This window comes from Pseudomonas muyukensis (assembly GCF_019139535.1).
Taxonomy (GTDB): domain Bacteria; phylum Pseudomonadota; class Gammaproteobacteria; order Pseudomonadales; family Pseudomonadaceae; genus Aquipseudomonas; species Aquipseudomonas muyukensis.
On record NZ_CP077073.1, the window covers coordinates 489,312 to 509,874 of the forward strand.

20 protein-coding genes are annotated in these 20,563 nt (G+C 66.5%); 8 read left to right on the forward strand and 12 right to left on the reverse strand.

Annotated elements, in window-relative coordinates; translation table 11 throughout:
• Positions 1–40 precede the first annotated feature (40 nt).
• Together KSS95_RS02275 and KSS95_RS02280 are read left to right on the forward strand one after the other, a co-directional pair.
• Positions 41–1,375 (forward strand): NfeD family protein, encoded by a 1,335-nt coding sequence (locus KSS95_RS02275; protein ID WP_217851287.1) that lies wholly within the window; start codon positions 41–43, stop codon positions 1,373–1,375.
• Positions 1,376–1,378: 3 nt separating this feature from the next.
• Positions 1,379–2,131: a slipin family protein gene (locus tag KSS95_RS02280; RefSeq protein ID WP_217851289.1), complete on the forward strand. Its 753-nt coding sequence runs from the start codon at positions 1,379–1,381 to the stop codon at positions 2,129–2,131.
• 89 nt (positions 2,132–2,220) lie between these two features.
• Here KSS95_RS02280 and KSS95_RS02285 read toward each other — a convergent pair whose 3' ends face one another.
• The 3 genes from KSS95_RS02285 to KSS95_RS02295 all read right to left on the reverse strand — a co-directional run bounded on the left by KSS95_RS02285 (position 2,221) and on the right by KSS95_RS02295 (position 5,437).
• Complete coding sequence (locus tag KSS95_RS02285; protein ID WP_217851291.1) at positions 2,221–2,853, reverse strand: LysE family transporter; 633 nt, start codon at positions 2,851–2,853, stop codon at positions 2,221–2,223.
• 86 nt (positions 2,854–2,939) lie between these two features.
• Positions 2,940–3,527: a mechanosensitive ion channel family protein gene (locus KSS95_RS02290; RefSeq protein ID WP_217851292.1), complete on the reverse strand. Its 588-nt coding sequence runs from the start codon at positions 3,525–3,527 to the stop codon at positions 2,940–2,942.
• A complete protein-coding gene (locus KSS95_RS02295; RefSeq protein ID WP_217851294.1) occupies positions 3,527–5,437 on the reverse strand; it encodes an ATP-binding cassette domain-containing protein in 1,911 nt (636 codons plus the stop codon). Before KSS95_RS02295 ends, KSS95_RS02290 begins: the two co-directional genes overlap by 1 nt.
• A gap of 50 nt (positions 5,438–5,487) precedes the next feature.
• On the opposite strand from KSS95_RS02295, the gene KSS95_RS02300 reads away from it, so the two are divergent.
• Positions 5,488–5,967, forward strand: coding sequence for a TIGR02444 family protein (locus KSS95_RS02300; protein WP_217851296.1), 480 nt, complete (start codon positions 5,488–5,490; stop codon positions 5,965–5,967).
• On the opposite strand, the gene KSS95_RS02305 is transcribed toward KSS95_RS02300, so the two are convergent.
• Positions 5,943–6,983 carry an AlgP family protein gene (locus KSS95_RS02305; RefSeq protein WP_217851298.1) on the reverse strand — a complete coding sequence of 347 codons (1,041 nt, stop codon included), beginning with the start codon at positions 6,981–6,983 and terminating at the stop codon, positions 5,943–5,945. The genes KSS95_RS02300 and KSS95_RS02305 overlap by 25 nt on opposite strands.
• A gap of 224 nt (positions 6,984–7,207) precedes the next feature.
• Here KSS95_RS02305 and KSS95_RS02310 point away from each other — a divergent pair, with 224 nt between their 5' ends.
• Positions 7,208–7,873 carry an FKBP-type peptidyl-prolyl cis-trans isomerase gene (locus KSS95_RS02310; protein WP_217851299.1) on the forward strand — a complete coding sequence of 222 codons (666 nt, stop codon included), beginning with the start codon at positions 7,208–7,210 and terminating at the stop codon, positions 7,871–7,873.
• Between the two features lies 1 nt (position 7,874).
• Here the strand turns inward: KSS95_RS02310 and rsd are convergent, their stop codons facing one another.
• The 7 genes from rsd to KSS95_RS02340 form a co-directional block, all read right to left on the reverse strand.
• Positions 7,875–8,345 carry a sigma D regulator gene (gene rsd / locus KSS95_RS02315; RefSeq protein ID WP_217851301.1) on the reverse strand — a complete coding sequence of 157 codons (471 nt, stop codon included), beginning with the start codon at positions 8,343–8,345 and terminating at the stop codon, positions 7,875–7,877.
• A gap of 230 nt (positions 8,346–8,575) precedes the next feature.
• Positions 8,576–9,082: a disulfide bond formation protein B gene (locus tag KSS95_RS02320; protein WP_217851303.1), complete on the reverse strand. Its 507-nt coding sequence runs from the start codon at positions 9,080–9,082 to the stop codon at positions 8,576–8,578.
• 267 nt (positions 9,083–9,349) lie between these two features.
• A complete protein-coding gene (locus KSS95_RS02325) occupies positions 9,350–10,588 on the reverse strand; it encodes a heme biosynthesis HemY N-terminal domain-containing protein (protein WP_217851304.1) in 1,239 nt (412 codons plus the stop codon).
• Positions 10,585–11,685, reverse strand: coding sequence for a uroporphyrinogen-III C-methyltransferase (locus KSS95_RS24530; RefSeq protein ID WP_225935555.1), 1,101 nt, complete (start codon positions 11,683–11,685; stop codon positions 10,585–10,587). Before KSS95_RS24530 ends, KSS95_RS02325 begins: the two co-directional genes overlap by 4 nt.
• Positions 11,686–11,730: 45 nt before the next feature.
• Entirely contained in the window at positions 11,731–12,498 is a 768-nt protein-coding gene (locus tag KSS95_RS24535; RefSeq protein WP_225935556.1) for a uroporphyrinogen-III synthase, read from the reverse strand.
• Positions 12,495–13,436, reverse strand: a complete 942-nt coding sequence (gene hemC / locus KSS95_RS02335) for a hydroxymethylbilane synthase (protein ID WP_217851306.1) — start codon at positions 13,434–13,436, stop codon at positions 12,495–12,497. The genes KSS95_RS24535 and hemC overlap by 4 nt, the downstream gene beginning before the upstream one ends.
• A gap of 137 nt (positions 13,437–13,573) precedes the next feature.
• The gene (locus KSS95_RS02340) at positions 13,574–14,323 is read right to left on the reverse strand and encodes a LytR/AlgR family response regulator transcription factor (protein ID WP_217851308.1); all 750 of its coding nucleotides are present in this window, start codon (positions 14,321–14,323) and stop codon (positions 13,574–13,576) included.
• Between the two features lie 298 nt (positions 14,324–14,621).
• Between KSS95_RS02340 and argH the strand changes: the two genes are divergently transcribed.
• A complete protein-coding gene (argH, locus tag KSS95_RS02345) occupies positions 14,622–16,016 on the forward strand; it encodes an argininosuccinate lyase (protein WP_217851310.1) in 1,395 nt (464 codons plus the stop codon).
• 100 nt (positions 16,017–16,116) lie between these two features.
• On the opposite strand, the gene KSS95_RS02350 is transcribed toward argH, so the two are convergent.
• Positions 16,117–16,779, reverse strand: coding sequence for a glutathione S-transferase (locus tag KSS95_RS02350; RefSeq protein WP_217851311.1), 663 nt, complete (start codon positions 16,777–16,779; stop codon positions 16,117–16,119).
• A gap of 147 nt (positions 16,780–16,926) precedes the next feature.
• On the opposite strand from KSS95_RS02350, the gene KSS95_RS02355 reads away from it, so the two are divergent.
• The 3 genes from KSS95_RS02355 (at position 16,927) to KSS95_RS02365 (ending at position 20,543) form a co-directional block, all read left to right on the forward strand.
• Positions 16,927–17,229, forward strand: coding sequence for a hypothetical protein (locus KSS95_RS02355; RefSeq protein WP_217851313.1), 303 nt, complete (start codon positions 16,927–16,929; stop codon positions 17,227–17,229).
• Between the two features lie 51 nt (positions 17,230–17,280).
• Positions 17,281–17,526 carry a TIGR02647 family protein gene (locus KSS95_RS02360; protein WP_217851315.1) on the forward strand — a complete coding sequence of 82 codons (246 nt, stop codon included), beginning with the start codon at positions 17,281–17,283 and terminating at the stop codon, positions 17,524–17,526.
• A gap of 158 nt (positions 17,527–17,684) precedes the next feature.
• Entirely contained in the window at positions 17,685–20,543 is a 2,859-nt protein-coding gene (locus tag KSS95_RS02365) for a class I adenylate cyclase (RefSeq protein ID WP_217851321.1), read from the forward strand.
• Positions 20,544–20,563 lie beyond the last annotated feature (20 nt).

Genomic DNA, 20,563 nt, shown 5'->3' on the forward strand with positions numbered 1-20,563 from the left:
GGCTAAACTTCAGGAACAGGTCCGCACGAGGTGACGACAGGTGATCGCTCACGGCTGGCGTGTGTTGCTGTTGCTGCTGATGCTTGGCCTGGCGCCGGGCGGGCAGGCCGCGCCCGCCGGCAGCGTCTGGCTGCTCAGTGTCGACGACGCCATCGGCCCGGCCAGCGCCGACTACCTGCTGCGCGGCCTGGAGCAGGCAAGCGAGCAGCAGGCGCAACTGGTGGTGATCCGCCTCGACACCCCCGGCGGGCTGGACAGCGCCATGCGCCAGATCGTCAAGGCGATCCTCGCCAGCCCCGTGCCGGTGGCCACCTATGTCGCCCCCAGCGGCGCCCGGGCCGCCAGCGCCGGCACCTATATCCTCTATGCCAGCCACGTCGCGGCGATGGCCCCGGGGACCAACCTGGGCGCGGCGACGCCGGTGCAGATCGGCCAGGTCGACAAACCGCCCGTGCCCCCCGAACAAGACACCCTGGCGCGCAAGCAGGTCAACGATGCCGCCGCCTACCTGCGCGGCCTGGCCCAGCTGCACGGACGCAACGCCGACTGGGCGGAAAAGGCCGTGCGCGAGGCGGTCAGCCTGTCGGCCAGCGAAGCCCAGCGCCTGAAGGTGATCGACCTGCTCGCCAGCGACCTGCCGGCGTTGCTGCGCCAGCTCGACGGCAAGACACTGGTGGCCGCCGGCCAAGCGCTGCAACTGCACACTGCCGGCGCCAACCTGGTCGAACACCTGCCGGACTGGCGCACGCGCCTGCTGGCGGTGATCACCAACCCCAGCGTGGCGCTGATCCTGATGATGATCGGCGTCTACGGCCTGCTGTTCGAGTTCATCAACCCCGGCTCCGGCGTCGGCGGCGTGGTCGGCGGCATCTGCCTGCTGCTGGCGCTGTATGCCTTGCAGCTGTTGCCAGTCAGCCATGCCGGCGTGGCGCTGATCCTGCTTGGGCTGGCGTTCATGGTGGCCGAGGCATTCCTGCCCAGCTTCGGCGTGGTCGGCTTTGGCGGCGTGGTCGCCTTCGTGGTCGGCGCGCTGATCCTGATGGACACCGACGCTCCCGGCTTCGGCATCCCCCTGGCGCTGATCATCGCCCTGGCGGTGGTCTCGGCGCTGCTGCTCGGCGGCGTGCTGGGCATGGCACTCAGGGCCAGGCGCAAGGCGCTGGTCAGCGGCGATGCCGGGCTGGTCGGCAGCCTGGTGACGGTGACCCTGGTACGCGCCGACAACCCGTTCTGCGGCTCGGTACAGGCCCAGGGCGAACAATGGCAGGTGCGCTGCGCGACGCCGCTGCAAGCCGGCCAGCACGTGCGGGTGACGGCCCGCCATGGCTTGACCCTCGAGGTCAGCGCCACCGCGCCCACGGCGCAAGGAGCGTAGACGATGTTCATGCAATTGGGTTTCAGCGCCGTGCTGGTGCTGCTCGGCGTCCTGCTGCTGGCGGCGCTGCGCATCCTGCGCGAATACGAGCGCGGCGTGGTGTTCCAGCTCGGGCGCTTCTGGCAGGTCAAGGGCCCGGGGCTGATCATCCTGATCCCCGGCATCCAGCAGATGGTCCGCGTCGACCTGCGCACCGTGGTGCTCGACGTGCCGCCCCAGGACGTGATCACCCGCGACAACGTCTCGGTCAAGGTCAACGCGGTGCTGTACTTTCGCGTGCTCGACCCGCAAAAGGCGATCATCCAGGTCGAGGACTTCCTCAGTGCCACCAGCCAGCTGGCCCAGACCACCCTGCGCGCCGTGCTCGGCAAGCATGAGCTGGACGAGCTGCTGGCCGAGCGCGAGCAGTTGAACATGGACATCCGTGAAGTGCTGGATGCGCAGACTGACGCCTGGGGCATCAAGGTGGCCAACGTCGAGATCAAGCACGTTGACCTCAACGAGTCGATGATCCGCGCCATCGCCCGCCAGGCCGAGGCCGAGCGCGAACGGCGGGCCAAGGTGATCCATGCCGAGGGCGAGTTGCAGGCCTCGGAAAAACTGATGCAGGCCGCGCAGATGCTGGGCAAGGAGCCTGGGGCGATGCAACTGCGCTACATGCAGACGCTGGGCAGCATCGCCGGGGACAAGAGCTCGACCATCGTCTTCCCGTTGCCGGTGGATCTGCTCAGGGGGTTGGTGGACAAACAACGCTGAGGCCACACGATCCCCTGTAGGAGCCAGCGTGCTGGCGAACAGGGCCATTCGCCAGCACGCTGGCTCCTACAGGAGGAACAGTATGAAGTTCAGATCGGCGCCCGACGCAGGGTAGCCAGGAAGGTCGCGGCACCGATGAACAGCCCGGCAAAGGTGCGGTTCAAACGCTTCTGCTGTTTCGGCGTGCGCAGCAGGCGCAGCACGCGCGAGGCCAGCCCGGTGTAGCCGGCCATCACCAGCAGGTCGACGCTGATCATGGTCACGGTGATCGCCAGGTACTGCGGCAGCAGCGCCTCGTGCGGGTTGATGAACTGCGGCAGCACCGCGAGCATGAACACCAGCGCCTTGGGGTTGCTGACGTTGACCAGGAAACCGCGGAACATCAGGCTCAGCGGCTTGCCGATCGGCCGCACGCCGGACTCGTCGCTCATGTCCAGCGGCAGCGCGCGCCACTGCTTGTAGGCGAGGTAGATCAGGTAGGCGACACCGAACCACTTGATGACCTGGAAGGCCGTGGCCGAGGCAGCGAGGATCGCGCCCACGCCGGCGGCGATGATGGCGATCTGTACGATCAGGCCTAGTTGCAGGCCCAGGGCGTTCCAGTAGCCACGCCAAAAACCGTACTGCAGCCCACTGGACATCGAGGCAATCGCCCCGGCCCCCGGCGACAGGCTGATCACCCAGCACGCGGCAAAGAACGCCAACCACGTTTCCATCGACATCGCACACCTCGCTCGACCATTTATTGCAAAACGTTAAGCTACGGTGCTGGCGAAAAAATAACCAGTGGTTTTTACGCTTGCAACGATCAGTCGTCGAGGGCCGGGGAGTCCTGCAGCGTGACTGCCGCCTCGGCCCCTCGCCAGCGGCGCACGGCCTTCTGGAAGAACTGGCTGTTGGGCACCTGCACCAGCGCGCCACCGGCCTCCGGCGTTTCCATCAGGGTGGTGTAGAGCAGGTTGATGGCGATCACCCGGCCCTTCACTCCCGGCTTGTCGAGGGTATCGACCAGCTCGACCACATCGCCGATGCGAAATGGCCCGACGGTGTAGATCAGCACCGCGCACAGCAGGTTGGACAGCACGCTCCAGATGGCGAAGAAGGCCACCGCAGCCACCGCGACGAAGCCCGACAATGCCGTCCACAACACCGTGGCCGACACCCCCAGGCGCTCCAGCACGAACAGCAGCGCGCTGCCCATGACCAGCCAGCGCAAGGCCCCGCGCACCGGCACCAGCAGCTCGTGGGGCAACGGGTAGCGCTCGCCCAGGCTCTGCAGGCCACGCCCAACCATGCGCTGCAGGACGAACGCGGCAATCAGGATCAACAGGATCTGCAGCCCTAGCCAGAAGGTGTCCATCCACTGCCCCGGCAGCAGCGAACGCAGCTCTTCCATCAGGACAGCGCCTCGAGCTCGGCCTGCATGCTTTCCAGTGTTTCCAGGGCTTGCATCCAGGCTTCCTCAAGCTCGCCTTCGCGTTGCTTGAGCTTGGTCTGACGGGCCAGCAGGTCGCGCAGCTCGTCCTTGCGCGAGGCCTCGTACAAACCGCTGTCGCCAAGGGCGGTTTCGATCTCGGCCAGTTGCTGGTGCACCTGGTTGAGCTCGGCCTCGAGTTTGTCGGCGGCCTTCTTGTGCGGCGCCAACTGCTGACGCAAGGCGGCGGCGGCCTGGCGCTGGGCCTTCTTGTCGGTCTTGTCCGGGTTGACCGGAGTATTGCTGGCCGGCGCATTGCGCTGACGGTACTCGATCAGCCAGCGGCTGTAGTCGTCGAGGTCGCCGTCGAAGGTGTCGACCTTGCCGTCGGCCACCAGCAGGAAATCGTTGGTGGTGCTCTTGAGCAGGTGACGGTCGTGGGATACCACCACCACGGCCCCGGCAAACTCCTGCAGGGCCATGGTCAACGCCAGGCGCATCTCCAGGTCGAGGTGGTTGGTCGGTTCGTCGAGCAGCAGCAGGTTAGGCCGTTCCCAGGCGATCAGGGCCAGGGCCAGGCGCGCCTTTTCGCCGCCGGAGAAGTTGACCACCGGCTCGTCGACGCGATCACCGTGGAAGTCGAAACCACCCAGGAAGTCGCGCAGGGTCTGCTCACGCTCGCTCGGCGCAATTCGCTGCAAGTGCAGCAGCGGGCTGGCCTTGTCGTCCAGCGAATCGAGCTGGTGCTGGGCGAAGTAGCCGACGGCGAGGTTCTCGCCGCGCACCAGGCGCCCGGACAGCGGCTGCAACTCGCCGGCGAGGTTCTTGATCAGGGTCGACTTGCCCGCGCCGTTGGGGCCGAGCAGGCCGATGCGCGCACCGGGCGCCAGTTGCAGCTTGACCTTCTCGAGGATCGCCTTGTCGCCGTAACCCAGGCGGCCTTCGGCGAGGTCGAGCAACGGGCTGGAGATTTTTTCCGACTCGCGAAAGACGAAGTCGAACGGCGAATCGACATGCGCCGCCGACAGCTCCTCCATGCGCTCCAGGGCCTTGATCCGGCTCTGCGCCTGGCGCGCCTTGGTGGCCTGGGCCTTGAAGCGGGCGATGTACTTTTCCATGTGCGCGCGCTGCGCCTGCTGCTTCTCGTACGCCTGCTGCTGCTGCGCCAGGCGTTCGGCGCGGGTGCGCTCGAAGGCGCTGTAGCCGCCCTTGTAGAGGTTGAGCTTGCGCTGCTCGACATGCAGCACATGGTCGACCACGGCGTCGAGGAAGTCGCGGTCGTGGGAGATCAGCAACAGCGTGCCCGGGTAGCCCTTGAGCCAGTCCTCGAGCCAGAGGATGGCGTCGAGGTCCAGGTGGTTGGTGGGCTCGTCGAGCAGCAGCAGGTCGGACGGGCACATCAAGGCCTGCGCCAGGTTCAGGCGCATCCGCCAGCCACCGGAGAAGTCGCCGACCCGGCGGTCCATCTGCTCGTTGCTGAAACCTAGGCCCGCCAGCAGCTTGCGCGCGCGGGCATCGGCGGTGTAGCCGTCGGCGCTGTCCAGCTCACTGTGCAGGCGGGCCAGGGCGGTGCCGTCGTGGGCCTGCTCGGCGGCGGCGAGTTCGGCCTGGACCTTGCGCAGGCGCACATCGCCGTCGAGCACGTAGTCCACGGCGATGCGCTCGAGGGTGTCGACCTCCTGGCGCATGTGGGCGATGCGCCAGTCGCCGGGCAGCTGGCAGTCGCCGGCATCGGGCGACAGCTCGCCGCGCAGCAGGGCGAACAGGCTGGATTTGCCGGCGCCATTGGCGCCGATCAGGCCGGCCTTGTGACCGGTGTGCAGGGTCATCTCGGCGCCTTCTAGCAGGCGCTGTGGACCACGCTGTAAAGTGAGGTTCGATAGTCTGATCATGATGGTCGCGGAGTCTACCAGCTTCGCCGACCCCTGGCGCGAGTGAAACCATGCACACCGACCTGTGGAATCACGCCCTGGCCCTGTACGCCCGGCCGGGTGTCGAAGCGGCCAGCCTGGCCCTTCAGGAACTGGGCGGCGATGTCTGCCTGCTGCTCTGCGCCACCTGGCTGCAGGCCCGTGGCGTGACCGCCGACGAGCAACGAACGGCCGCCTTGCAGGCCTTGGCCAGCCCCTGGCAACGCGACGTGGTTGCGCCGCTGCGCACGCTACGCCGGCAGTGGCGCGAGCACGCGCTGGCCGACCCGCAGTTGAGCGTGTTGCGTGAACAGGTCAAGGACCTGGAACTACAGGCTGAGCGTACCTTGCTCGAACGTCTGGAGGCGTTGGCGCGGGAGTGGCCTGCGACAGCGGACGCCGGGCAGGATTGGCTGGCCCGACTGGCGCCGGACCAGGCCCGGAACCACGACGCGCTGCATCAGCTGCGCGTCGCGGCCCGTGAGCTTCAGGACGCCGAAGTCGGCGACTGAGCCGGGGTAGCGGTTGCTGCTGGCGCTGCCGTGCTGGCTGCCGACGCAGGGGAGGCACCGTTGGCCGCCGTGGCTGGTTTGCTGTCAGCGGGTTTGCTGGCAACCGGCTTGGCGGCGGCGGGTTTGGCCGGGGCCTTGGCGGCAACGGGCTTGGCAACCGGTTTGGCTGGTGCCTTGGCCGGTGCCTTGGTGGCAGCAGGCTTGGCCGCCGCAGCTTTCACCGGAGCCTTGGCTGCTGGTTTGGCCGCTGTGGTTTTCGCCGGGGCCTTGGCGGCGGCAGGTTTGGCAACGGCTGGTTTAGCCGCTGGCTTGGCAGCGGGTTTGGCGGCGGCTGTTTTCGCCGGTGCCTTGGCAGCGACAGGCTTGGCCGCGGCGGTTCTGGCCGGGGCTTTGGCAGCGGCAGGCTTGGCGGCAGCGGATCTGGCCGGCGCCTTGGCAGCGGCAGGCTTGGCAGCAGCGGTTCTGGCCGGGGCCTTGGCCGCAGCGGGTTTAGCCGCTGGCTTGGCGGCAGCAGCCCGGGCCGGCGCCTTGGCGGCGGGCTTGGCAGCGGGTTTTGCTGCCGGTTTGGCCGCGGTGGTTTTCGCCGCAGGCTTGGCCGCGGCCTTCGGTGCTGCGGCACGCGAGTCCAGTGCCTTGGCGGCAGCCTCGCGCACCTTGCCGACGCCCTGGGCCAGCTTCAGGCTTTCCTGGGCGTCACGCTTGAGTTGCTGGATATAAGTGCGGGTCTGGGTCTGGCGATCCTTGAGCGAGTCGAGCAAGTCTTCAAGTTCACCGGCGGCTTTTTGTGCCTTGCCCTGTGCCTTGGCTTTACCGGCCTTGGCCGCGTCCTGCAACTTCAGGCGGGCGTTGTGCAGTTTCTCCTGGGCCTTGCCACGTTGTTTTTCCAACTTGGCCAATAGCTTCTCGGCATCCGCCAGCGCTTGGGAGCAGGCATCTTCCAAATGTTCGAGCAGGCTGCCCGAAAGTTGCTGGAGCAGGTGCAACGGCGTACTTACTGGCTTCTTTTTGGCCGACATGGTTTACCTCCTGGCTGACGAGAGTGCGGCTCATACTATGCTTCTGCTGCTACCGCCGCTAGGGCATGTTGACCGTCTCGGTAGCGCCGCGTTGCATGCCTGGGCAAAGTTGTTGTCTTGCAGCTGCAAGCAAGTGTAGTTGCCCGTTAATGTGTTGCCGATATTTACACATCTTTCGGCAACAAGGCTGGCATACTTCGCGCTCATTGCCGCAGGAGTCTTCCATGCCTCGCTCTCTGATTTTCGGCCTGTGCCTGGTGCCTGCGCTGTGCCTGGCCAACACCGACAACAGCCCCGCCACCGACAGCGACCTGGCCTACAGCCTGGGTGCCAGCCTGGGCGAGCGGCTGCGCCAGGAAGTGCCTGGGCTGCAGCTCGAGGCCCTGGTGGAAGGCCTGCGCCAGGCGTATCAAGGCGAGCCTCCACGTATTGCCAAGTCGCGCATGCAGGCCATCCTCGCGCAGCACGAAGAACAGGCCAATGCTGCCGCCGAACAGGCGCAGGTGGACAAGCTGCTGGCCGCGGAAAAACGCTTCCTCGCCAGCGAACGCGCCCGCAAAGGCGTCCATGAGCTGGCCGATGGCATTCTCTACAGCGAACTGGCCAGCGGCACGGGCGCACAGCCCAAGGCCAGCGGCAGGGTGCAGGTACGCTACGTGGGACGTCTGCCGGATGGCACGGTGTTCGACCAGAACCTGCAACCGCAATGGTTCAAGCTCGACTCGGTGATCGAAGGCTGGCAGGTGGCATTGCCGAAGATGAAGACCGGGGCGAAATGGCGCCTGGTGGTGCCATCGGCCAAAGCCTATGGCGCCGACGGGGCGGGCGACCTGATCGCGCCCTATACCCCTCTGGTGTTCGAAATCGAGCTGCTGGCAGTGTCCGACTGATTCAGGCCTGGACTGCGTCTTCTTGCTTGTGTGCAGTGTGCAGCACGTCGATGAGGCAGTCTTCGAGCTCGAAGCGTTCGCGCAGCAAGCTGCCTAACTTGCCCAGTTTTTCGGCGAAGCGTTCGGGGTCGGTGCACTCGCCCTTTTCGCAGTGGTCATTGAAAGCCAGCGCGATCTGGGTGCTGTCATCGATACGTGGATTGATCTGCTTGGCCAGTTCAAGCGCCTTGGTATCGCCAAAGGCCTTGGCTTCGCTGACCAGCTGCTCGCTGACCTCGAAGTGCCAGGCCGAAACATAGTCGACCAGAACGGCGCAGAAATCGCGGTTCTGGTCTTTGTCGGCAAACGCCGGCTTGGCATCGCGCAGGGCGCGGAAGGCTTGCACCAATTCCTGGCGCTCCTCCAGCCAACGATCGATCAGCTTGTGAACACCGCCCCAGCGTTCCTGGGCGTTCTGGCAACTATCGAGCATGGCAATCTCATCCCTTCTGGGTAGATGCCGCTGCACCTCGCGACACAATACCGTGGCACAAAGGTGACATCAGCAAACGGCATCGAGCAGTTGTATTTTCGGTGGGCGTGCTGGGAGATTATGCCCGCGCGACCTGCCCATCAAGGTACGCAGCAGACAAAGTTCATACAAGCGTTTAATCCCTTTCGCCCGCACCACTGGTCGAACAACGCGGCGGGCATTGCCCTGGGTCAACGCAGCGCGCCCTTGCGGAATCGATACGCCACCAGCCAGGACGCGGGCAGCGCGGCCAGCAGCAAAAAGGCCAGCAGGCTCCATTCGGGCAAGGTCAGGTCGAGGAAGCTCCAGCTGATGGAGACGCAATCGGGGCTGCCCAACACGAACATGTGCAGGATCTCGCCCAAGGGCCGCTGCACGAGCTGCTCCAGCGGCAGGTGGCAACCGGCGCTGGGCGACGGGTCGCTCTGCAACCAGACATGCCGCCCCGCCAGCAACGCCCCGGCCACGGCGGTGGCCAAGGTCAGCCAGGCATAGCCGCGCTTGGCCCACGAGCGCGGGGCATGCAGCACCGCCGCCAGGCTCGCCAAGGCATACAGGCCGAGCATCAGACGCTGGCTGAAACACAGCGCGCAGGGGATCAGGCCAACCACCGATTCGAGCCGGAACGAGGCGACCAGCACCCCCAGGGCAATCAGGAGGGCAGGAAGGTAAAAGCTGCGCAAGCAGGCCAGCGACATGGGCAAGGGGTGTCCGCGAGTCAGGGAGGATGGTGAAAACGGTAGAGGAAAGGTGCGCTTTGTATCAAGGCGCTACAGCGGGGACAAGTCGCTGAATGGGCTCAGAATTGATTCTGTGGGAAGCAGGAAAGTTCTGACAAGCAGGCAGATGCAGTCAACAGCACGGCATTAGCGCGTTGGCATCGGCGAACACCGGCACAGCCGGTGCCGCCAATGCGCGCCTGGTTCGCCAGCAAGGCGCCTAGAGAAAGTGCGAACGGCGGGTGGTCAGGCCCGCACGCCTTCCGGCAAGGGCAGGGCCAGCAGGCGCTCGTCCAGCAACCCGAGGCCTTCCTGGAACAGCTGGTTGCTGCGCTCCGTTTCGCCCAGCCCGGCCAACAACCGCGCCAGCTCCGCACAGGCCTCCGGGTTGCGCTCCAGGCGCAGGCTGCTCTCCAGGTAGTCGCGTGCCTTGCCCCACAGACGGTTCTGCAAGCTCAGGCGCCCCAGGGTCAGCAACAGGCTAGGGTCTTGCGGGTGTTCCTTGAGCCACCCCTCGGCAACCTGTAGCTGGCGCGCCGGGTCATCGCCGCGCACCAGGCCATACAACCGCGCCAGGTGGCTCTCATAGCCGCGCTTGAGCGCAGCCCGCAGCACCTGTTCGGCCTCGCCTTGGGCACCGCTCTGACGCAATTGCTCGGCATACGCCGACACCAGCTGAGGCTCTTGGCGCTGGGCCGCCGTCAGTTGCTGCCAGGCCCGCTCCAGTGCCTGGCGGGCAGTCTGCGGGTCCTCGCCACGGCTGGCCGCCAGGCCCAGGTTCTGACCCCAGGCACGCTGCTCCAGATCTGCCAGCTCGGCCGGCGGCAGCACCTTGTGCTTGCGCAGGTCTGGCAGCAGGCGAATCAGTGCCGGCCAGTCGCCGCGTTCCAGGTGCAGGCGCTGCAACAGGCGCAGCACCTGGGCATTGTGCGGGTGACGCTCCTGCATGGCCTGCAGGGCTTCGAGCGCGCCGTCGTTCTCGCCACGGTCCATTTGCAACTGGGCGTGAGTCAAGGCAATCGCCAGTTCGGCCTGGGGCTGGCGCTCCAGGGCGCGTTCGAGCAGGTTGTCGCGGTCGTCGACACGGCCCTGTTCGTTGGCCGCGCGGGCGGCGCCAAGGTAATACAGCAGGGGCTGGCGGTCGGACTCGGCGGCCCGTTGCAGGTGCCGTTGCGCGCTTGCCCAGCGGCCCTCGGCCAGATCCAGCTGGCCTTGCTCGACGGCGATGCGGGTACGCCGGCTGCGGTTGCGCCGCGACCATGGGTTGACCACACCGCTTGAGGTCAGCACCAGACCGACCAGGTAGCGCAGCAGCAACAGCAGCACGACCAGCCCGGCCAATGCCCCCAGCGCGGCCCATAGCCCCGACTGGTAACGGAAACCGCCATAGGCGATCAGCACATAGCCGCTGTGCTTGGCGATGGCGATGCCCAGCGCCGCGGCGATGACGATCGCCAGCACCGCCAGCAGGTAGACACGCTTCATGGCTTGGCCCCCTCGGCGCTGGCCGGCTGGTGCCGCCGCTGGATATAGGCCTGCACCGCGACCAGGCTTTCGCTCAAGTCAGGCGTGACCACCGACACCGGTTGTTCGGCCAGCTGGTTGAGGCTGTCGAGCATGGCCTTGCTCTGCGGGTTGTCCGCGTTGAAGTTGGCCAGCAACACGCTGCGCGCATCGTCCAGGGCCTGGGCGTATACCTTTGCCTCACCGTTGAGCGCCGCCCACTGGGCCTGCTCGATGGTCAGGCTCAGGGCCAGGCGCAGCTGGTTGAGCGACTGCCCGGACAGCAACGGGCGCACATTGTCGTCGGCGTTGAATTCGATCTGGAAGTACTTGGAGATCTGCGCCCACCACTGTGACCAGCGGCTGGCGCCGTCGCCATCGGCCGTCAGCGCGCCCAGGGCATCGGCCTTGCCATCGAACTCCGGCGACTGGGCGCTGAGATGCTGGACCTGCTCGCGCTGGGCGGCCAGCTTGAGGAACAGGCCGGTACGGTCCGGCTGCTGGGTGCTGGAGAGCGTGGCCAGGCTGCGCGCCAGCTGCTCACGGGCGGCGAAGGCCCCTGGGTCGCTTTGCTCGCGGAGGATTTCATCGGCGCCTTCGACCAGCGCCTTGGCGCTGGCGATGTCCTGCAGCGCCGACAGGCGCAGGGTCGCCAGGCGCAGCAAATGCTCGGCCTCGGCCAGGCGCCACTCCTTGCGGCTTTCGCCAAGCGCGGTCTCCAGGCGCTGGCTCAGGCGCTGCTGGTCGCCCTGCAGTTGCGCCACCAGGCGCCGACGGTCTTCCAGCTCGCTGGCCGCCGGCAGGCTGGCCAGTTGCGCAGTGAGCTGCTGCTCACGCTGCTGCAAGGCGTCAGCGCGTTGATTCAAGGCTTGCAGGTGTTCGCCCTGGCCTTGCTCGCTGCCTTGCAGCTGCCGCACCTGCCAGGCGCCCCAGCCGCCAACCGCGACCCCGGCGGCGCCCAGCAGCAGCGCAAGCAGCGCCAAGCCGCTGCCGGAGCGTCGGGCGGGCGTGGCGGTAGTGGTGTTCGGCGCTTCGGACGCCTTGGGCTGTTCGGTGTTGGACAAGACAGTTTCGCTCACGTATCCATCCTTTGCAGGGTGCGCATCGCTGTGAAGCTTAGCGCCTTAAGGGGCAGGCGCAGCGGTTCGCTGCACGGCTGCCAGCAAGGCCGCGGCACTGGCGCCACGGCAATCCACAATTTCTCGAGCGCCCAGGGCGCGGGCCTGGTCGGCCACACGCGGGCTGGGCACGAACAGCGGCAGGCGCGACAGCCATGGCCAATCGACGCCCGCCAGCCGGTGCAGGTGTTCAAGCCCCTGCCCACTGCTGACCACTAGGCCGTTGAGGCGTTCCCCAACGACGCGCTGCACCAGGGTGCCAGGCGGGTAATGCGGCAGGCTGCGCCGATACAGTTCCAGATAATCGACACTAGCACCTTGCTCGGCAAGACGCTCGGCCAGCAGTTCGCGACCTCCCTCGCCACGGACAATCACGACACGGGCTGTAGGAAAGCTGGCAGCCTCGCGCAGGGCAGGCAGGCAAAGCAAGGCCTCGCTGTCGTCACCGGCTGTAGGGAAAGTCACCAAAAGCCCACGTTCCTGCAACACCCGTGCCGTGGCCTCGCCCACCGTGAACCACCCCGTGGGCGGCACTGCGATGCCCGCGCGGTCCAGGGCCTCGAGCAGCAGGCGGGCTGCCGGCTTGCTCACCACGATGATCGCCCGCGCCTGGCCGATGGCCTGCAGGCCCAGCCGTTGCGCCGGGCCCTGTTCGAGGGCCTCGATGGTCAGCAACGGCAAGCTCGCGCTGGCAATGCCCGCCTCTGCCAGGGCCTGCGCCAGTGCCGCGCAGTCCTCTTCGGGGCGAGTCAGCAGCAGGCGCCAGGGGCTCACGGGTGGCCGGCCTCGCCATAGACTTCCTGGAGGATCGCCTCGGCACCCTGGCCGAGCAGGTCCTCGGCGACCTGCACGCCCAGGGCTTCGGCCTTGCCACGCGGCGCACGGGCGTCAGCCACCAGCAGCGTGCCACCGGACGGTTGCCCGACCAGGCCACGCAGCCACAGTTGCTCGCCTTCGAGCACTGCGTAGCAGGCAATCGGCACCTGGCAGCCGCCATTGAGGCGCTTGTTCAGGGCACGCTCGGCGATCACGCGGTCGGCGGTATCGAGGTGATGCAGCGGCGCCAGCAGCGCATGGATCTCGCGGTCGGCGCTGCGGCACTCGATGCCCACGGCGCCCTGGCCGCCGGCCGGCAGGCTATGGTCGACACTGATGGTGGAGGTGATGCGCTCTTCGAAGCCGAGGCGAATCAGGCCGGCGGCAGCGAGGATGATGGCGTCGTACTCGCCGGCATCGAGCTTGGCCAGGCGGGTGTTGACGTTACCGCGCAGGAACTGGATTTTCAGGTCCGGCCGGCGTGCCAGCAACTGGGCCTGGCGGCGCAGGCTGGAGGTGCCGACGATGCTGCCGGCCGGCAGCGCCTCGAGGCTTTCGAAGGTATTGGAGACGAAGGCGTCACGTGGGTCTTCGCGCTCGCAGATGCAGTACAGGCCCAGGCCTTCGGGGAAGTCCATGGGCACATCCTTCATCGAGTGCACGGCGATGTCGGCCTGGTTGTCCAGCAGCGCGGTTTCCAGCTCCTTGACGAACAGGCCCTTGCCGCCGATCTTCGCCAGCGGCGCGTCGAGCAGCTTGTCGCCGCGGCTGACCATGGGCACCAGGGTCACCTGGATGCCGGGGTGGGCCTGCTCCAGGCGGGCTTTGACATATTCGGCCTGCCACAGGGCCAGGGCACTTTTACGGGTGGCAATGCGGATTTCGCGAGTGGACATGGAGCGCACCGAACCAGAGAAATACCGCCGATGATAACAGTTCCTCCCGCGGTTCCCGCAGATTCAGATCAGCAAAGCGCCACGTGGAAGGGGCTTGAGCCGCCGGGCAAACCCGCCCCCACGCAGTCGAGGGTGAGTCAGTGCAGGGCCTGCATCATCTTGCGCACCCCGGCCACATGCCGCCGGCTTACCGTCAGGGCATCGCCGTCGAGCCCCCTCAAATAAAGCTGGAAATGCCCCAGCGGCGTGCGCTGCAGGCGCTCGATGCGCTCGCGGGCGACCAGTGCGTTGCGGTGGATGCGAACAAAGCGCTCGCCGAACTCGTCTTCCAGCGCCTTGAGCGGTTCGTCGAGCAGTACCTCGCCGGCCTCGTGGCGCAGGGTGACGTACTTGTGGTCGGCAATGAAATAGATCACCTGGGGCAGCGGGATCAGCTCGATGCCCTTGCGGGTACGGGCGCTGATATGGCTGCGCGGGCCGCCCCCGGCGTCGCTGGCCGGGCGGGTCAAGGCCGCCAGTTGCGCCCGGTTGGGCTTCTCGGCGCGGCGCAGCGCGTCGCGCAGGGCCTGGGCCTGGATCGGTTTGTCGACATGGCTGAGGGTGCTGTCCTTGAAGGCCTGGCTGCCGTATTCATCGTCGCCGGTGCAGAACACCACGGCCGGCGGCGCTTCGCGCTCGCACAGGCGGGCGGCGACCTGCAGCCCGTCCAGGCCAGGCATGCCGATATCCAGCAGCACCACGTCGGGCTTGAGGCTTTCGATCAGGGCCAGGGCCTCCTCGCCGTTGGTGGCGCTGGGCTCCATCACGGTATAGCCCTCCAGCTCGCCGAGCAGCCGGCTCAAGCGCTCGCGGGCCTGGGGTTCATCATCAACGATCAGGACATTCATAATTGCGCTGGATTCCTGAGTGAGTCTCGCACGGGTATAGCGTAGACAAGTGTGGGATGACCGAAATGCGGTCACGCTACAGACCGGTGCGAAGGCCAAAGATTCACTGGTCCGGCAGATTCACCGCCAGTCCTCTGTCCAACTGTAGACGCTCCGTGGAACACTGCCGTTCAATCGTTGAATATGCCGCACCCCCGGCCCTGGGACGTTTCTCACGACCAGCGCCCCCTGCGGTGGCGGGCGCAACCCTGCTATGATCGCGGCACTTTTTCCGTTCACCCCTTCAACGAGTGAATCCATGAGCACCGACAAGACCAATCAGTCCTGGGGCGGCCGCTTCAGTGAGCCCGTCGACGCCTTCGTCGCCCGCTTCACCGCCTCGGTCGATTTCGACAAGCGCCTGTACCGCCACGACATCATGGGTTCGATCGCCCACGCCACCATGCTGGCGCAGGTCGGCGTGCTCAGCGACGCCGAACGCGACACCATCATCGACGGCCTGAAGACCATCCAGGGTGAAATCGAGGCCGGCACCTTCGACTGGCGCGTCGACCTCGAAGACGTGCACATGAACATCGAGGCGCGCCTGACCGACCGCATCGGCATCACCGGCAAGAAGCTGCACACCGGGCGCAGCCGCAACGACCAGGTGGCCACCGACATCCGCCTGTGGCTGCGTGACGAGATCGACCTGATCCTGGCCGAGGTCACCCGCCTGCAAAAAGGCCTGCTGGAGCAGGCCGAGCGTGAAGCCGAGACCATCATGCCCGGCTTCACCCACCTGCAGACCGCCCAGCCGGTGACCTTCGGTCACCACCTGCTGGCCTGGTTCGAGATGCTCAGCCGCGACTATGAGCGCCTGGTCGACTGCCGCAAGCGCGCCAACCGCATGCCCCTGGGCAGCGCCGCCCTGGCCGGCACCACCTACCCGATCGACCGCGAGCTGACCTGCAAGCTGCTGGGCTTCGAAGCCGTGGCCGGCAACTCGCTGGACGGCGTCTCGGACCGTGACTTCGCCATCGAATTCTGCGCCGCCGCCAGCATCGCCATGATGCACCTGTCGCGCTTCTCCGAAGAGCTGGTGCTGTGGACCAGCGCGCAGTTCCAGTTCATCGACCTGCCCGATCGCTTCTGCACCGGCAGCTCGATCATGCCGCAGAAGAAGAACCCGGACGTGCCGGAGCTGGTGCGCGGCAAGAGCGGCCGGGTGTTCGGCGCGCTGACCGGCCTGCTGACCCTGATGAAAGGCCAGCCACTGGCCTACAACAAGGACAACCAGGAAGACAAGGAGCCGCTGTTCGACGCCGCCGACACCCTGCGCGACTCGCTGCGCGCCTTCGCCGACATGATCCCGGCCATCAAGCCCAAGCACGCCATCATGCGCGAGGCGGCCCTGCGCGGCTTCTCCACCGCCACGGACCTGGCCGACTACCTGGTGCGCCGCGGCCTGCCGTTCCGTGATTGCCACGAAATCGTCGGCCATGCCGTGAAATACGGCGTGGACAACGGCAAGGACCTGGCCGAGATGAGCCTGGACGAACTGCGCCAGTTCAGCGACCAGATCGAGCAGGACGTGTTCGCCGTGCTGACCCTCGAGGGTTCGGTCAACGCCCGTAACCACATCGGTGGTACTGCGCCGGCGCAGGTGCGTGCGGCGGTGGCTCGCGGCCAAACGCTGCTGGCTTCGCGTTAAACCGTAATAGGGGCTGCTGTGCAGCCCATCGCCGACAAGCCGGCGCCTGCAGGGACCGGGTACTTTGTAGCGATGGGCCGCACAGCGGCCCCTTGCTTTCTCAGCGCTTGCCGCTCTTGATCATCTCCAGGAACGCCGGCATCACCGCGTCCTTGTCCGCCGCGATCCGCGCCATGTGTGGATTACCCTGCAGTTTCTCCAGCAACGCCGCGGCCTGCGGGAAGTCCGCCAGGAAGTCGAGGTTCAGCACCTTCTTGCCCACCGCGCAGGCCAGGTCGACCGAAAAGCAGAACATCAGGTCGGCGATGGTCAACTGCTCACCCGCCACATAAGGCGAGAACTGGCCATTGCGCTTGAGGGTGGCAAAGCCCGCGAGCAGGTCCGCGCGGGCACGCTCCTTGATCAACGGCTCCACCGCCGCGCCAAAGAACGCCTCGGCGTAGCAGGTACGCGCCGGCAGCTCGATGTACAGCTCGATCTCCCGCAGCAGCTCGCGCACCTTGGCCTGGCCGAAGGCGTCGGCCGGCAGCAGCGCCTTGCCTGGCTGGGTCTGCTCGAGGTAGTCGAGGATCACCCCGGTCTCGCTGATGAAGCCATGCTCGGTCTGCAGCACCGGCACCTTGCCGCGCGGGCTGACCGCCAAGGCCTGGGGCGTCTGGCCGCCGAAGAACGGCACCTCCTCGAAGGGCAGGCCTTTTTCCAGCAGCGCCAGCTTGACCATGTTGTAGTAGTTGCTGACCGCGAATCCATGAAGCTTGAGCATGTGAAGCAGCCTCCAGGGCCGTATGGGGTTGGCCCGGCTGTTATAGCCCCGTTGCCCGGCCCTGGCCAGTGCCATGCACGCCGTCGATGGCCGGGCATTGCCAAGGCAGGCGTGGCACACTGTGCGCCTCACCACAGGAGCACCGCCATGCGCGAACCCCAAGACATCGACGGCAATGATGAAGAAGATTTCGCCGAGGCCACGCTGACCCAGGCCATCGAGAACCAGATCGAAAGCGGCGAGCCACCCGCGGCCAAGGCGACGTTCAACAAACTGAGCCTGGTCGGCTACGAGCGTGAAGACATCCTCAACCTCATGGCCCATGTGCTGGCCATCGAGATCGACGCCATGCTCGACCAGGACCGCCCGTTCGACACCCAATGGTACGAAACCGCCCTGCGCGCCCTGCCGGAGCTGCCACCTGAGGCGGATCAAGGCGACATCGAATAAACCTGACTACACTCCTGACTTCCATCCTTGTCTCGAAGTCAGGAGTAGCCCATGCCCTTCAACCCCGAACTGATCGCCGAAATGGAAGTGCTTGCCCAGTTCAACCTGGACAGTCACCAGGAAGGCATCAAGGTGTGCAGCGATGCCTCCCCGGCGTTGGTCGCCGCAGCCAAGCGCCTGCACGACAAAGGTCTCACTGACCAGCCCGACGGCGGTTACCTCACCAGCCTGGGCAACGACGCCGCCGAGAGCGTGCAATTGCTGCTCAGGGTTCTGAAAACGCCTCAGCCGGCCTGAAGGCGTCGGCGCCTGCTTCGCCAGCAAGGCTGACGCCTAAGGGAGCGGAGCAGGCGCAGCGCTGCTGGTAATCTGACGTCAAAAAGCCAGCAACCCCTTATCCGACCGCGCCACTCAGGCTAAACTCGCCATTGCTCCCCGGCCTGCCTGAGTGCGCAATGAACCACCCCCATGAAATCCGCCCCGACCTTGACCAAGGCATCGACCGCAAGGAGCTGTCGCGCCTGCGCGCGCGCTTCCTGAAGATCAATCAGGGCCGCCTCGCTCGGGCGATGGAAGGGTTGTCCACGCGCCAACAGCAGGTGCTGACGCTGTTGCCGCTGTTCTTCCATGTCAACCACCCGCTGCTGCCGGGCTATGTCTCGGGGGCCACCCCCGCCGGCGTGTCGGGGTTCGAACCCGACGCCGAGCTGCTGGCCGAGGCCCAGCGCCTGACCCGCTCGTTCACCTACAAGGCCCGCCATGGCAACCCGCCACAACCGATCCATGGCCTGTTCCTGATGGGCAGCCTGGGCACCCTGGCCCAGGCCGAGCAAAGCGACATGGACCTGTGGGTATGCCACGCCCCCGACCTGGACGAGCAGGCGCTGGCCGAATTGCGCCGCAAATGCCAGCTGCTCGAGGCCTGGGCCGCCAGCCTGGGCGCCGAGGCGCACTGCTTCCTGATCGAGCCGCAAAGCTTCGTCCAGGGCGAACGCGACAGCCAGCTCAGCTCGGACGACTGCGGTACCACCCAGCACTACCTGCTGCTCGACGAGTTCTACCGCACCGCCATCTGGCTGGCCGGGCGCACGCCGTTGTGGTGGCTGGTGCCGGTCTACCAGGAGCACAACTACCGCGACTACACCCAGACCCTGCTGTCCAAGCGCTTCATCCGCGCCCAGGACGGCCTCGACCTCGGCCACCTGGCACAGGTCCCGCCCGGCGAGTTCGTCGGTGCCGGGCTGTGGCAGCTGTACAAGGGCATCGATTCGCCCTACAAGTCGCTGCTCAAGCTACTGCTGACCGAGGCCTATGCCAGCGAACACCCCGACGTGCGCTGCCTGAGCCTGGATTACAAGCAGGCGGTGTTCGCCAACCAGCTGGACCTCGACGAGCTGGACCCCTACGTCATGGTCTACCGGCGTATCGAGCGCTACCTGCAACAGCGCGGCGAAAACGTACGCCTGGAGCTGGTGCGGCGCAGCCTGTACCTGAAGGTGAACAAGAAGCTCAGCGACCGCAGCCGCAGCCATGGCTGGCAGCGCCAACTGCTGGCGCGCCTGGCCACGGAGTGGGGCTGGGACGAACGCCAGCTGACCCTGCTCGACAGCCGCAGCCAGTGGAAGGTGCGCCAGGTGGCACTGGAGCGCCGCGAGCTGGTGGCCGAGCTCAACCACAGCTACCGCTTCCTGACCCAGTTCGCCCGCCTGCAGAATGCCAACAGCCGTGCCGACCAACGCGACCTGAATGTGCTCGGACGGCGCCTGTATGCCGCCTTCGAGCGCCGGGCCGGCAAGATCGAAGTGATCAACCCGGGCATCGCCCCGGACCTGGCCGAAGACACCCTGACCCTGGTCCAGTCCGCCAACCGCAAGGAGCCGGGCACCCACCATTGGGGGCTGTACAACGGCAACCTGGGGGTGCACGAATGGGAGCACTTCAGCCCCCTCAAGCGCTGCCGCGAACTGCTCGAGCTGCTCACCTGGGCCCACCGCAACGGGGTAATCGACAGCAGCACCCGCCTGGCCCTGCACCCCGGGGTCAGCGACCTCAGCGAGTTCGAGCTGTTCAACCTGCTCGGCGCCTTGCAGCAGGGCGTGCCGCTGCCCCTGGAGCCGGTCAGCGAGGTGCGCCTGCTGCAACCCAGCGTGGCCGATGAAATCCTGTTGCTGGTCAACGTCGCGGTCGATCCCCTGCGCCACCACCGTGACCTGAACATCCTGATGACCACCGAGCGCACCGACTCGCTGAGCTATGCCGGGGTGCGCGAGAACCTGGTGCTGACCCTGGACCAGATCACCCTGAACAGCTGGAACGAGGTACTGGTGCAACGCTACGACGGCGACCACGCGCTGCTGCGCTGCCTGCGCGACTTCCTCAACAGCCTCGGCCAGCGCAGCCACCGCCCGCGGTTGCGGGTGCGCTGCTACTGCCACAACCGCGCCCAGGCCATCAGCCAGCGGGTCGAGGAGCTCTTCGATACCGCGCAATTGCTGCTCGACCAGCAACGCGACCAGCGCTACCTGGTGCAAGTGGCCGAGCACACCCATGTCCTGGAGCTGACGCCAGGGCAAGTGACCCTCGCCACCTTCGACGACCCCGCGCAGGTGCTCGCCGCCCTGGGCGAGGAGCGTAGCCGCTACAGCCCGCTGCACCTGGATGGCAACGCCCTGCAGGACGGCGACTTGCCGCTGGTCCTGGCCCAGGGCCAGCCCCATGCCATCCAGGTGTTCTACCGCCTGTACGAGGGCTGGGCCGACCTCTATGTCCTCGATGAGCACAATGCCCTGTGGCAGCAGCGCCTGCCGCTGCAGGACGAACGCCACCTGCTGCTGCCGCTGCAGCGCTTCCTGCAATCGATGCTGATGCGCCGCGACGCGCAGCTGCCACTGGACAGCCTGCCCCAGGCCGCGCTGGAGCTGCGCTACGCCCAGTTGCTGCCGTCTGGCGCTGGCAAGGCGCGCGGCATCGAGCCACGCCTGGCGCCGCAGGATGGCCACAACCAGCCCTACTACGAGGTCCAGGCGATCCTCCAGGCCGGGGTGGGCGATGAGGTGCATGTCACCCTGTATTGCGACCAGCAGGAGTTTTCCCAGCTGGAGCATGGCGAGCACCTGTACGCGGTGGTCGCCCGGCAGATCCTGCGGCAACGCCAGGGCCCTGGCAGCTACCGCTGCTACATCACCGACCTGGACTTGTCCGAACTCCTGGGCGACGAACCAGGCTCGACCAGCCTCTACCTGCGCTACAAAAGCCAGTTGGAACAGGCGCTCAACGAGGGCTTGGAACGGTTGCAGGCAACGTACGAACCCTGAAACGGCTTCCCGTTCAGGAA